This is a genomic window from Shewanella sp. SM20 (genome assembly GCF_025654545.1).
Taxonomy (GTDB): Bacteria; Pseudomonadota; Gammaproteobacteria; order Enterobacterales; family Shewanellaceae; genus Shewanella; species Shewanella oncorhynchi.
The window spans coordinates 60,170-73,150 of record NZ_JAKKRK010000016.1 but is presented as its reverse complement, the minus strand read 5'-3'; the positions used below and the strand labels follow the sequence as shown (position 1 = coordinate 73,150).

11 protein-coding genes are annotated in these 12,981 nt (G+C 46.3%); 6 read left to right on the top strand and 5 right to left on the bottom strand.

Features of this window, described 5'->3' with window-relative positions:
* The first annotated feature begins 104 nt into the window (after window positions 1–104).
* Entirely contained in the window at window positions 105–1,565 is a 1,461-nt protein-coding gene (locus tag L5M18_RS08855) for a thioesterase (RefSeq protein ID WP_263196614.1), read from the top strand.
* Window positions 1,566–1,924: 359 nt separating this feature from the next.
* Window positions 1,925–2,368: an energy transducer TonB gene (locus tag L5M18_RS08850; protein WP_263196613.1), complete on the top strand. Its 444-nt coding sequence runs from the start codon at window positions 1,925–1,927 to the stop codon at window positions 2,366–2,368.
* Between the two features lie 45 nt (window positions 2,369–2,413).
* Here L5M18_RS08850 and L5M18_RS08845 read toward each other — a convergent pair whose 3' ends face one another.
* The 4 genes from L5M18_RS08845 to L5M18_RS08830 form a co-directional block, all read right to left on the bottom strand.
* Entirely contained in the window at window positions 2,414–3,025 is a 612-nt protein-coding gene (locus tag L5M18_RS08845) for a DedA family protein (protein WP_263196612.1), read from the bottom strand.
* 220 nt (window positions 3,026–3,245) lie between these two features.
* The gene (locus L5M18_RS08840; RefSeq protein WP_173496421.1) at window positions 3,246–4,166 is read right to left on the bottom strand and encodes a manganese-dependent inorganic pyrophosphatase; all 921 of its coding nucleotides are present in this window, start codon (window positions 4,164–4,166) and stop codon (window positions 3,246–3,248) included.
* 143 nt (window positions 4,167–4,309) lie between these two features.
* Complete coding sequence (locus tag L5M18_RS08835; RefSeq protein WP_105251222.1) at window positions 4,310–4,771, bottom strand: YhcH/YjgK/YiaL family protein; 462 nt, start codon at window positions 4,769–4,771, stop codon at window positions 4,310–4,312.
* A gap of 177 nt (window positions 4,772–4,948) precedes the next feature.
* Window positions 4,949–7,342, bottom strand: coding sequence for a TonB-dependent receptor plug domain-containing protein (locus L5M18_RS08830; protein WP_263196611.1), 2,394 nt, complete (start codon window positions 7,340–7,342; stop codon window positions 4,949–4,951).
* 347 nt (window positions 7,343–7,689) lie between these two features.
* On the opposite strand from L5M18_RS08830, the gene L5M18_RS08825 reads away from it, so the two are divergent.
* The 4 genes from L5M18_RS08825 to L5M18_RS08810 all read left to right on the top strand — a co-directional run bounded on the left by L5M18_RS08825 (window position 7,690) and on the right by L5M18_RS08810 (window position 11,029).
* The gene (locus L5M18_RS08825) at window positions 7,690–8,745 is read left to right on the top strand and encodes an alpha/beta hydrolase (protein WP_263196610.1); all 1,056 of its coding nucleotides are present in this window, start codon (window positions 7,690–7,692) and stop codon (window positions 8,743–8,745) included.
* Window positions 8,746–8,942: 197 nt separating this feature from the next.
* A complete protein-coding gene (locus L5M18_RS08820) occupies window positions 8,943–9,518 on the top strand; it encodes an LON peptidase substrate-binding domain-containing protein (protein WP_105251225.1) in 576 nt (191 codons plus the stop codon).
* 53 nt (window positions 9,519–9,571) lie between these two features.
* Complete coding sequence (locus tag L5M18_RS08815; RefSeq protein WP_263196609.1) at window positions 9,572–10,489, top strand: pseudouridine synthase; 918 nt, start codon at window positions 9,572–9,574, stop codon at window positions 10,487–10,489.
* Window positions 10,490–10,636: 147 nt separating this feature from the next.
* Window positions 10,637–11,029 carry a hypothetical protein gene (locus tag L5M18_RS08810; protein ID WP_173247280.1) on the top strand — a complete coding sequence of 131 codons (393 nt, stop codon included), beginning with the start codon at window positions 10,637–10,639 and terminating at the stop codon, window positions 11,027–11,029.
* 4 nt (window positions 11,030–11,033) lie between these two features.
* On the opposite strand, the gene L5M18_RS08805 is transcribed toward L5M18_RS08810, so the two are convergent.
* Window positions 11,034–12,884 carry an alkaline phosphatase D family protein gene (locus L5M18_RS08805; RefSeq protein WP_263196624.1) on the bottom strand — a complete coding sequence of 617 codons (1,851 nt, stop codon included), beginning with the start codon at window positions 12,882–12,884 and terminating at the stop codon, window positions 11,034–11,036.
* Between the last annotated feature and the right edge of the window lie 97 nt (window positions 12,885–12,981).

Genomic DNA, 12,981 nt, shown 5'->3' with positions numbered 1-12,981 from the left:
TAGCTGGGTTAATGGCGTTAGCGTATAATTTCGTCAATTTTGCTGTTAGTCCCTTTCAGCACGTCTATTTTGGCCTAGCCTGGCCGTTAATTATGTTGTTATAAATGAGCCTGAAAAAGTTTACTCAGTACAAGTTACTGTTTTTAATGTTGTTATCACTTTGCATCCTACTTCCTTTTATTCCAGATCAGGCTTACCACATACCCGGCCCTGATATCGCTAAGCAAAATTTTCATGTGATTGAGTTTAATGATAAAGGTCAGCCCCACGACGAAAGGCAATGGCAAGGTTTAGAGACGCGAATTTTACATCCAGAGCCTGCACAGATCCCTGAATTATTGATTTTTGTTCATGGCTGGCATCATAGCGCCGAGCCTAAGGATGAAAACTTTATTGCCTTTGAGCAGTTTTATCAGCAAATGGCCGCGTCCGATACCCAGCGTAACTTGTTGGGTTTGTATGTTGGCTGGCGGGGCGATAAATATGATCCTTTTTGGATCGATGGCTCAGATGATGCAAAAAGTTGGATTGAACCCTTAGATTTTCCCACTATTTTACAGCGTAAACGAGTTGCTAAACGTATCGGGCAGTTAGGTCTATCACAGCTGCTGGATAAGCTTGATAGCTTAGTAACACAGCATAAACTGCTGCGGTACACTGTGATTGGCCATAGTCTTGGCGGTGCTGTTGTTTTGCATGCGAGTAAAGATCGCATCAAAGCCGCCATTGATAATCAGCAGGATAATCCTAATTTATTCTTACTGTTAAATCCTGCTGTACCTGCTAAAGAGTATCAGCCATTAGATACGTTGGTGAGCTTAGATAGACAAAAACCGAGTATGGTGGTGTTGCAATCGAAGGGGGATTTTGCAGTGAAAGAAGCCTTCAATTACATCAAGGACGGCGAGCGCGCTGTAGGGAACTCTTGGGCTATTACTCACGATATCGACAAATGCTCTGGTGGCAATTGCACCACGCCAATGAAGATGCCCTCGGCCTTGATGGCGCACGATCAAATCCCTGGCTGTATGATGACGCTGCCTCAATCAGGCTGGAAAATTCGTGCTCGCCTGCAGGCTCGTCGTACCGTGCAAACCTGCCCCGATGCCAATATGCAAGCCGTATGGGTACTGGCCGTGTCGGACGAAATCGTCTCTGGGCACAATGGCATTCTCACTCCAGAGCATGGTAAAGCCTTGTCTGAGGTGATGCGTATGATTGATTTATATCGAAATCAATTACCTAAACATGCGGTGGAAAGCCCAGCGAACCAAGATCTCGGCACCTTAGCGCCAGAGTCAGAAGCTGCAACATCTACCGAAGGTGAAACGCCTGTGCCACAAGAGCCAGTGATTATTGTCGAGCCTTTACCTGAAGAGCAAAGCTCACCTACACCTAAGGTTAATGCACTATTGCAGGAGCCAAACGTATCACAGGAACAAGATAAGCCTGCTGCGACTGAGGCGCCACCCGCGCCAATTAAAGCGCCGGAATCAAAGCCTGAGGCTAAGCCAAACGACGGCGCAGAGCCTCAGCCTAAGGTTGAGACTGAAAGCATAAAGTGATTGAGTGCTAAATAGCTTAACCTTGTTTTGGAATTGCTTTTAATGTGTGTTCCAAACAATGCGAAAGCGATTTTTTAAGAAAGTGGTTAATGAGTAAATTTATTTTACTCATTAAAATCAAAAACAAATATTTTGACATTCATCGTCAAGTCTTGCGATGGCGTGCTAAGTTCGGTAGGTTATCTTGCAAACTGAAATCAATTTTGGCTTACTTTTATTTAGAGTCATTGGTTTGAGTAAATAAGTATTAGGTATATTAACGTTATTTACCACTTAAGTACTATCAGGGGTAGTGGTTATTAATCAAAAAATAATTAGTGATAAGACATTATTTTAATTCATTAAACAATGGAGTGTATATGAAGTGTTCAATTTTATCCGCCTTGGTTATTTTTGCGGTATCAAACTATAGTTTTGCAAAAAGTCATAATGTGTACGCGGATGTGCAAGTTACAGATATAAAACCAACGAGTGGTTTTATTTGGGAACGTGAAAATAAAAGTGCCCCGCAATATCCAATGGAACTCGCTCGTTCGGGCATTGCTGGTTGTGCTGTCATGTCTTTTGATATTTCAGAGTCGGGTAAGGCCGAAAATATCGAAGTCGTTAAATCTGTTCCTCAAAAATCGCTGGGTAAATACTCAAGTCAGATATTAAAAAAATGGAACTGGGTCCCCACTGCCGCTACGAACGTAATGACTTCTGAAAGAAGAACCATAAGGTTAGATTTTTGTATAGGCAATGAGTCGACGGAACAATCTCAAAATGCCTGTAAGCAACAAACGCAATTAGTATGTGGCTAACGGTAACTTAACTATTTTAAGTAGTAAGCAAGGCTTAATTGCCTACTACGGATTTTTGGTTTGCCACCTGCGCCAAGTAAAAGTGATTAGTGCGGCGAGTATTAGGCTGACCATGGCCCATGTGGGGTACTTATGCTGGTGGTAAAACGCCAGCATGGGAGCGATTTCATCGCGGATTAACACTGGGCCTAATCCAAAGAGTGCCACCCAAATGCTGGTGGCGAGAGCATTGCCAATCACAAATTGTTTTAGTGGCATTTTAGCGAGACCGCAGCCGATAAACATAAATTGTTTTAATCCCTCAACAAAACGACTCAGCACTAAAGCGGCGATGCCATATTGACCAATAACGCCATGGATTTTGTCTTCCAATTGCGGTTTTATCCAGCCCTTCTTAAGCAACACATCACCAAAGCGCCAACCGATGAAATATCCCAAACTGTTACCGCAGAGTGCAGCGCAAGCAGCGACGATTAATACCAATGGCAGTGACATTTGCCCTGTAGCGGCTAATAAACTGGCGACAATTAATAAGGATTGTCCTGGCGCCGGAATGCCAAAACCCTCGACAGCAATCGCGACAAATAGCAGCACATACCCATATTGCTGCAGCCAAGGCGTGAGTTCTGTGATGATATGTTGTAGCGCTTCTGGCATGGATGAAAGTGATCAAATCAATGGGATGATTGGGCCATCATACTCGCCAACTTCTCTGGTTGGATAGATTTATGAGCAAAGTTTCATGCCCGTTTTCGTTTGCAGTGATTAGCAAGGCTAAGGCACAGGTGATATCAATTTTGCCTTAAAAATATAAAAGGCCGAACTGAGTCCGGCCTTAATACGCTATTACTGTTGCGATTCGGCGACGATATAATGTCTAGGCGAATGCTGCTTGTAGCTGTGGTACTACTTGTTTCTTACGGCTTAATACGCCGTCTAACCACACTTTGCCATCGACGGTATCTTTACCGTAGGCACGTTGGGTCAGCTGCGCATCGTCAGACACAATCAACAACTCTGAACCTTCTTTCATGATGTCAGTCAGCAGCAATAAAACGCTGTGGCGGTTACCTTCCACTTTGAGCGCTTTGATATCGGCTTCTAGCTCGGCCTTGATATCGTCAAATACTGACAGGTCGATCACTTCTAACTGGCCGATACCGACCAAGTTACCGTTCATGTTGAAGTCTTTAAAGTCACGCATAACGAGGTCGCGTGCTGGTGTGCCTTGTACGGCTGATTTCACTTTGAACATTTCCATGCCCAGTTCTTTGAAATCTTCAACGCCGGCGATCTCAGCTAATGCTTCAACGCAGCGAATGTCGGCAGTGGTGCAAGTGGGTGATTTGAAAATCACGGTATCGCTCAAAATGGCGCACATCATGATGCCAGCGATATTTTTAGGGATAGCGACTTGGTAAAAGTCGAACATCATCTTGATCACTGTGTTGCTGCAACCTACTGGGCGGATCCAGCATTCTAACGGGGTATCTGTGGTCAGATCGCCTAGCTTGTGGTGATCGACAATCCCGACGATAGTCGCTTGGGCGATATCATCCGGTGCTTGAGTCAGTTCTGAATGGTCAACGATATACACTTGCTCGCCAGCGTAGCTGGTTTTGTATTCCGGTGCTTCGAAGCCGAAACGTTCCAAAATAAAAGCAGTTTCGGGTGACAATTCACCTAAACGTGCGGCAATGGCTTCTTCACCGATTTGGTTTTTTAAATAGGCTAACGCGATAGCACCGCAGATTGAATCTGAATCGGGGATCTTGTGACCGACAACGTAAATGGGCATTTCAGGGACTCTCCTTTAAATTTGTGACAATTTTAGCAATATTTGGCTTTAATCGGAAATAGCCAAAGCGCATATCACTGCGCTCTTCAGTTGCTATTTCTCTAAAAATCGAACGCTCAGGTTCGACAAAGATGGCTTAAGGTTTAGATCTTCACTTTTATCACGACTTTACGCACCGCCGTGGCGATATCGCCTGTGCCGGGCATATGCATGTCACCGGGGAAAAATAACGCAAACATGCCTGCTTTGAGTTTGATATAAGAGGCATTGGCTTGGTTTGCCTCGTAATCAAACTCGGCGTAATCGTGTTTTTCAAAATAGGGTTTCGAGGGTGTTTGCTCCGCTAGTGGCAAGTAACCAAACTCTTCTTCACCGCTGAAAACATATTGCACATCGATATATTTTTGATGAACTTCAAAGGGTTCTGTTGACTTATGCTTGGTTTGATAGTCATTCACTATCACAAAAATATTGTCGCCATCGAGGGGATAATTGCCTACTGGTAGCTGACTAAAGTCGGTCGTCGCTAGATGTTCTAATGCAGTCGCAAGCCGAGGGCTTAAGGATTGATAAATATGGCGGTTTTTTAAGGTATCGACGATCATCGGCTACTCGACATGGTGGAAGTGAAATGAGCGAATGGTAAAGATTATAATCCGATCACCACAGTTAGGACATAAGCTTTGTCGATTGGAAGCAGGTCTAAACATGTCGGCATAAAAAACAGGCCATTGAATGACCTGTTTCTACATCAAGTATTATTAAACTTAGCTAAAACGAGTTTAGTAAGTGTATTTGGCTTCTAAGAAGTAGTAGCCACCATTAAAGCCGAAGGGGGTATTGGTTAATGGGTATACGAAGATACCATTGAAGTTATTGTTATCTGGTCGTTTTTCTGGATACACATCAAACAAGTTTTGCACCCCAGCGGTAAAGCTTAGCGCATCAGTGGCGGCGTATCTTACCGACAGATCCATCACCCACTGATCGCTATAGTTCACATCACCCGTTGAATAACCTTCACTATAGTCACCAAAGTAGTTTAAGCGGATATTGGTTTTAAAATCCCCGAGTTCATGGGTCAGCCCAATACTGCCCGTGTTATGCGGCGTAGCAGACGTCATGCGGGTTCTTTCTATACTATCAAAGAGTTTCTTTTCTAATCCGCCTAAAATAGACGGCAGATTGATGTCTTGGATCTCGGTTTTATTATAGGCATAGGCTAAGTTCGCCCGTAAATCGCCCCAAGTGCCAATATCAAAGTCTTGGCTAACAACAAGATCGACCCCGCGAGTTCGGCTATCGACGGCATTGACGAAGAAGCGTGCTGAATCAGCATTGGTACCTGCTAGTGCGGTCGCAACCGCGGGGCTATCAGCGGGTCTTAGAGCGCCAGATAAAATGATGCGGTCATCAATCTCTATTTGGTAAGTGTCGAGCGTTACCGCTAGACCAGCGTTATTGGTATAAACAAGACCGAGACTAAATGATTGAGATATTTCAGGTTCTAGCTCGTTAATCCCAAGTGCCTTTGTTACTGGTGATAAGGTGTTGAAAGTACCTGATTCAATAGGAACCAGTTGCCCCGTCACTGGATCGGGATTAAATAACGTCGAGATATTGCTGAAGTACAGCTGTTGTACGCTCGGCGCTCTAAAGCCTGTATTGATAGTGCCACGCAGGGCTAAGTTGTCGGTAAAATCGTAACGACCCGCGAGTTTCCAGCTCGTGTTGCCGCCAAAGTCAGAGTAGTTTTCGTAGCGTAGCGCTGCCGCCCAGTAAAACTCGTTGGTTAATTGGTTTTCAAGTTCGGCATAAATGCCTGTGTTATCGCGCGTTTCATCAACCTCAGACTCAGGGGTAAAACCGGTGAAGCCTTGGCTACCCGCCGCTTTGCCATTATAGCCACCATTGATATACGAATCTTCTTCTCCGGCTTCAATTTCATAGCCGTTTTGGCGCCATGAAACACCGGTCGCAAACAGAATTTCAGAATCGTTTATAAAGGCAAAATAACGGGAAATATCTAAATTGATATTGGCTTCACGGGTCGATAACGTTCCTGCGTCGAACTCGGTAGGAGTTTCAGGGCCTAAGGAAGCATTTAAGGTATTGACGATATTATAGTTAAATGAATTCTTGCCATATCCCACTGAGGCATCAATATCCCAGTCACTCAGGTTGAATTCATAGCCTAGGGTAAGAGATGAATCGATAATTTGGGGGTTAATTTGCGGTAAAAAACCGTCAGGATACACTTCGGGTAAGTTACGGGCATCGAGAGCTAAACGGTAAAAAGCACCCGATTTAGTTTCACGTTGGCTAATACCACCAAAGGCATACAGTTTTCCGTCGGTAGATATTGGCTGAGCCGCATTGATAAATAAACCGACATTATCATATTCGGCATCACCAACGTGGTGGCTCTTACGGTTAAATGTCGCTTCGCGCGGATCTGCTGGGCCATCTGCTAACTTAGGGTATTGCTGTCGTGGATCTAATCCTGCGCGGTTTGTGCTGTCTTTGTGATGCGCTTCGAGGGAGACATTCACAAAGCCATCATTGCTTAAACTGATCCCATGGTTAACGCCTACACGCCATTGCTCACCGTCACCTTGGTAGGTTTGTCCGGCTTGCGCCGAGACGCTACCCCCTTGATCGCTGTCCTTGAGTACCACGTTAATCACGCCAGCAATCGCATCTGAACCGTATTGTGCCGAGGCACCATCTCGGAGAATTTCAATGCGTTTTATCGCTGTCATTGGAATCGCATTTAAATCGACGTTAGAGGAGCCTTTTCCCATGGTGCCGCTTAAATGTACTAGGGCAGAACCATGGCGACGCTTGCCATTTACGAGTACTAAGGTGTGGTCTGGCGACAGGCCACGTAAGCTCGCGGGGCGCACCGCATCTGAACCGTCAGTCACCGAGGAGAATGGGAAGCTATAGCTTGGCGCCGCAAATTGCAGCGCTTTAGCGGTTTCGGTCATACCTGTTGATTCGAGTTGTTCGGCAGTAATGATATCGACCGGCGCAACACTGTCAGTTGCCGTGCGTAGTGCTATGCGTGAGCCTATGATCTCGATTTTTTCGAAGCCGGTTTGTTGCTCTACGGCTTGGACTGCTGGAATAACCAATGTGGATGACACTGCCAATGCGATAACGGCTAGACGCATAAAAACCTCTCAATGATGTTTGTGACCCAATACTCGAACTTAGGTGTGCAGATAAAATAACAATCTGATGCCGAGAAGGTTATCACTGTAACAATTGTTACATTAAGACGTAAATATGCTAACTCAGAGCCTAGTGTTCTAAATAATATTTAAAATGCAGTTGAATATATTGATGAAAACCTCACTATCGACCTGCGTGCTTTTGAGGCTTTGTACGGCACAATACACGTTGTCGCATGCACATTGCGACTGAGTTAAGTCGATGATATGAATTGTTTATTGACGTGCGCCATCGTGGTTTAATGCGTTATTTTGCTTTAATGGCATTGATTTGAAGGAACACAGATTTGTCAGCGTTACGATTTCTCGCGGGAGCAACGGCATTTAAGACCTTGGCAGAACAAGGTCTTAAATCTGAGCATTTTACCCAGCTACTTGCCGCCTCTGGTGGACCTAAATGGCTTGGTATCGCTGGGTTAGATAAGTATCTGTTTTCTGAGTTTTTCAAAGACAGACAAACACCGCTTTATACACTCGGCGCTTCTTCAGGGGCGTGGCGTTTAGCGTGTTTGGCGCAGCAAGATCCCCTCATAGCCTATGGCCGCTTAGAGGATTTTTATATTGGTCAGCGTTACGACAATATGCCAACACCGCAGGAAGTCAGTGCGCAAGTTAAAGGCGTAGTGCAGGGCATTTTAGGGGCAAACGGTGGCAGGGAAATCGTTAATAACGCTCATATTCACAGTCATTTCGTCGTGTGCCGAGCTAAACATTTAAATCGTTTAACGGCAAAGCTTCCGCTTGCGGCGGGGCTGGCGATGGCGGCGGCGACCAACTTAGTGAGCCGTCGGAGTTTAGGCTGGCATTTTGAACGTGTGGTCTTTAGCCAACAAGCTGCAGCATCTCCCTTTTTGCAACTCAACGATTTACCCAGTCAGCAGGTTGAATTAACTGAGGCTAATGTCGATGCTGTGATGTTAGCAACGGGGTCGATTCCTTTGTTGCTTGCCCCAGTGTCCCAAATTGAAGGCGTTGCCGATGGGCAGTATTACGATGGCGGCATTACCGACTATCACTTTGATTTGCCTTTATCCCGTGCTAAGGGACTGACGCTGTATCCGCATTTTTATCCGACCATCAGCCCAGGATGGTTCGATAAATCCTTGAAGTGGCGCCAAGGTCGCGCTAATTATCACAATGCGCTAGTGTTGGCGCCATCGGCCGAATTTGTCGCTTCATTGCCCTTTGGCAAAATCCCCGACCGTGAAGATTTTAAGCAACTGGACACGGCGCAGCGGATGCAATATTGGCGTACGTCTGTGGCTTTGAGTGAACGTCTTGCAGAGGAGTTTGCTGAGGTTGTCGTAAGGGGAAATGTGCTAGAGCGACTGGAGCGTTTTTAGTTCGCTGTAATTGTGCTTAGAAAACGGGGTTTGACATGACGTGGTTGAAATGCCCTGATTCAAAATAGCGGGGTCGCAAATTTCTTTGTGCGCTCAGCGGCTTCAGGAAGGAAATTCTTTCACCTGCTACACTTTACAATAATAGGAAATACGAATGCATTGAGTTCGTTTCCTTCTATTTGGGGCAGGAGGTTGCTATGCAAACACGAGAAATGGCGTTACTCATGCGCGATGCCTTGTTACTGCCACAGGGACGGGTGGAGGTTCGCGTGGTTGACCCCGGTCATCTGCGCATGGTGGCCGATGTATTCAAGGGAAAGTATGTGCTCGCCTTTGCCACCATTAGACCCAGTGGTAGTCCGCCCTGTTATCCCACTGCCACCCAATGTGACATTATCGATTTTAATCAGCTAGAAGATGATTCACTCAGCATAGTGCTCGAAGGGCGTCAACGCGTCAGCATCCTCTCAGCGGCGCAGGCCAAAGATAAGCTGTGGATGGCGCGTACTTTACCTTGCCGTAACTGGCAAGAAGAGCCGATTAAAGGTGAATTTGAGTTGATAAGCGCCGCATTAGAGCAATTTTATGAAGTGAATCCCGATCTGTTTGAGCTCTATTCTCAAGTGCATTTGGAAGACGCCGCTTGGGTGAGCCAACGCTGGCTCGAGGTTTTGCCTATGTATAACAAAGATAAATTAGTATTAGTTAATCAGCCAGATTGCCACAAAACCTTGGACTTCGTGCTGCAACTCATCAAGTCCCATGTGGACTGAAAAACCACAAAAAGGCTAGAATAGCGGCTTTCTATAGCCGCTTTTTTTGTGATATGACTGCATCTGCCCGCGCCGCCCAACCTTCTTACATAGTGCTTCCTGTGAATGTCACAGATAAACCCACAGTGTTTGCCTTTCTCGCACAACATTTTGCCCGTATAGGTGAAGATGTATGGCGTCAGCGGATCCTCGATGGAAAAGTGCATTGGCGGGATGGCAGTTTGATCGCATTGGACACTGAATATCGCCCTGCGGCGCGGGTGTATTACTACCGTGAAGTGCCGGTGGAAGCGAAAATCCCCTTCGAAGAACAGATCCTATTCCAAGATGACAACGTTATTTTGGCCTACAAGCCGCACTTTTTGCCTGTGACGCCAAGCGGCAACTATGTGAACGAATGTCTGGTGCATAGACTAAGATTGCGAACTGGCATTGATACTATCGCGCCCGCTCATAGGCTTGATCGTGAAACCGCTGGAGTGATCCTGATGACTGTCGCGCCTGAAACCCGCGCGCTCTATCATCAACTATTTATCGACGATGCGATTCGTAAAGACTATCAAGCGATTGCCAAGTTGACTCCTGAGATTATTGAACAATATCAACAGGGCTGCTTAACTTTGCCATTGCACTGGACGGTAACAAACCGTATGCAGCCGAGCGACCCGAGTTTTACCATGAAAATCGTGGAAGGCGAGGCAAATACCCATTCCGAAATCAGTTTAGTGGCGGTAAAAGGCGATCTTGGTTTGTTCCACCTGAGCCCGATTACCGGTAAAACCCACCAACTTCGTGTGCATATGCAAAGCTTAGGTATGCCATTGTTAAACGACAGATTTTATCCAAGCTTATTACCCAAAGGGCCGGATAACTTTGCGACGCCTCTTAAGTTGATGGCGCAGCGGTTACGTTTTATTGACCCAGTGAGCGGGATGCACCACGACATGCAATGTCAAGGTTTTGAGTTTTAGTCAGCGGAAAGCATTATTTCCAGTCTGTTTAAAGGAAATAATCGGGTGCAATTGTGTGCTTGACCCTGTGATGGTATGAATACAATCTGCAGTATCTGAGTCTCTGCCATAGGGAGCCATATTACGATTGTTTAAAGGAAGTCCATTATGACCAAATCTGCGATCTTCTCTATCTTGCTTTGCGCTGCAGTATTAGTGGGGGCCATGTATTTTGGTGACTGGACTAAGCAGCCTTATCTGAATGACATTGCCGCCGAGATCCGTAAGGCGAGTGCGGTGATTGAACCGAAGAAACCAAGTTCGTCTGGCGCATCGACAGCAGAAGCCGATGCCGAGCGGGATCAAAGCCCTAAGATCATTTGGGATCAAATGGCGCATGAAAAACCATCGAATAAGTCGCAGCCAGAAGCACTGATTTTCAATCAGGCTCAGCCAAAACCTGCCAAAACCGATGAGGCGTTATCCAAAAATACGCCTTTGATGGATTCTGGCTCTGGTGCCACTCAGCCTGAAACGGTTAAACATAATAAACCCGTTTAATCTGTTATTCCTGTTTGGGTGGTTCGAACAGGGTTTCGCTCATATCGCCATGTAAAACCGCAATTTTTGTTGGTGCACCATCATCAGCTAATTCCAACATACCTATTCCGCTTTTATTCACTAGACGTTTACTCGGCTCACCATTTGGTCGCCTGCCGCGCAGCAACATACGTTTACGTTTTGTCAGCAAGTTAAGTGGTGAAAAGTGGCCATAAAACCAGCCATTGAGTTTATCGAAAATCGGTAACAGCTTCTCAGGGAAGTGATTTTTAATACCGCTGCAGGTGATTTGGTAGATGTTAGGGCTACTGCGTCTAAAACGAATACTGATGTCGTAACTAAAGGAGTAATGCACATCGCCGGAGAGGATAACAAACTCCTCTGGGGTTTTACGGTGCATAAAAATACTCAGCAGTGCATTAGCGGCGCCCGGGTGTGCCATCCAGTTTTCGGCGTCTACTAACAGGGAACCGCCGATCAGAGTGGCTGTGCGCTGCACAGCTTCAATCAACTTGACCCCAAACATGGGGGCAGGAGAGACGATAATGACCTTCGACTGGCCAAGTAACTCTTGCTGCAAATCCATTAACGCCTCCCAATCCATCAAGCCGGAAGGTTTTGCGAGATTAGATTCACTGCGCCAGCGGCGGGTACGGGTGTCGAGCACGACCAGTTTGGGCGAGGACTCTAAGGTGAAATGCCACTGCTCAAATTTAAGTAATTCGTCGATGAGCAGATCCTGACTTTCGCTTTCTTGTCGCGCAAAAAACGCATCGAGCAGCGGGCGGATATCGGCGGCAAATTTATCAGGCGCGTTGCCAAGTCCTTGGAATAAGGTGTAGCCGATTAAGGCATTACCAATGATGCGTTTCGAAAATGCGTGTTCGTAGGCCGCTTGTTCCCATTTAGCCGTCAGGTTCCAATCATCGGTGACGTCGTGGTCATCAAACATCATATAAACGGGAATGTGCGCCATAAAGCGCCTGACTTGCCCCAGCCCAGCTTTAAAGCCGAGCAAGTGTTGCCACTCATTTTGCCAGCGGGCGGTATTGGCGGGTGATAAGCCGTCGACATCCTTCGAGATATTCACTAATTCCCACAGCTCAGGTGACCAAGTGAGTAAATACAGGGCGATGATTTCATTTAGGCTGACCAAATGATTTACGGCGATGGAGGAGGTAAAAATGGGGTGATTGCGATACCAACGCCACAGCGCGGTTTTGGCCGGATATTGGGTATGAGGCAACAGGTTTTTATGCCGTTGATACAAATATGCGGGCTGATAATGAATGTCTTCGCTAGTGGTGATGCTCGCGCCTTCAAATTGCTCATGTTTAAGACCAAGCAAATCGATGACTTGCCCTATGGCGCTTAACATAGGTCCCGCAACATCATCAATATAGACCTGATCACCACTCATTATGATAAGTGCAGGGCGATCATCCTCCGCACCCCTGTTGATTATCTTGGCTAAATGGGTATCTGCGGCGACCAGTGCATCGTCACTGTGGTGATGCGGATTGCGGCAGGAACCGTGGAAGACTTGGGTTAATTCAGGCGTGAAACGTACACTTGGCGTCGACGCATCGCCATAGTTCAGCTGGCTTATCGTGGCAAAAATATCACCATGCTGAGCGGCAGACACTTGGTAAGGTGTGACGATATTGGGCGCGAGCAACTCTGGGCGCGACAGTATTATTAGATATTGATGGGCATGTTGCCCGAGTGGCACATAGTGTAAATCGGCATCCTGCAACAGGTACTCTTGCTCACCAAGACGCAGCTTAAGTTCAGTTAATGGCTCACGACTCACAAACCACAGGGTAAAGTGTGAGGCATCGCAGTGGCGCAGCATGGGGCCAGCTAATATCAGAGGAAGTGTCGTACTCAAATTCTGCCTATGGGTATTTGGGTTAATCTTGCATGAGTTAACCCTAAGTAAGTTTGGTTTA

Bases quoted from the DNA above. Each gene is read 5' to 3' on its own strand.
- L5M18_RS08835 (WP_105251222.1), bottom strand. From the start codon at position 4,771: ATGATCGTCGATACCTTAAAAAACCGCCATATTTATCAATCCTTAAGC.
- L5M18_RS08810 (WP_173247280.1), top strand. From the start codon at position 10,637: ATGACCAAATCTGCGATCTTCTCTATCTTGCTTTGCGCTGCAGTATTA.
- L5M18_RS08850 (WP_263196613.1), top strand. From the start codon at position 1,925: ATGAAGTGTTCAATTTTATCCGCCTTGGTTATTTTTGCGGTATCAAAC.
- L5M18_RS08815 (WP_263196609.1), top strand. From the start codon at position 9,572: ATGACTGCATCTGCCCGCGCCGCCCAACCTTCTTACATAGTGCTTCCT.
- L5M18_RS08845 (WP_263196612.1), bottom strand. From the start codon at position 3,025: ATGCCAGAAGCGCTACAACATATCATCACAGAACTCACGCCTTGGCTG.
- L5M18_RS08805 (WP_263196624.1), bottom strand. From the start codon at position 12,884: ATGCTGCGCCACTGCGATGCCTCACACTTTACCCTGTGGTTTGTGAGT.
- L5M18_RS08820 (WP_105251225.1), top strand. From the start codon at position 8,943: ATGCAAACACGAGAAATGGCGTTACTCATGCGCGATGCCTTGTTACTG.
- L5M18_RS08840 (WP_173496421.1), bottom strand. From the start codon at position 4,166: ATGCCCATTTACGTTGTCGGTCACAAGATCCCCGATTCAGATTCAATC.
- L5M18_RS08830 (WP_263196611.1), bottom strand. From the start codon at position 7,342: ATGCGTCTAGCCGTTATCGCATTGGCAGTGTCATCCACATTGGTTATT.
- L5M18_RS08855 (WP_263196614.1), top strand. From the start codon at position 105: ATGAGCCTGAAAAAGTTTACTCAGTACAAGTTACTGTTTTTAATGTTG.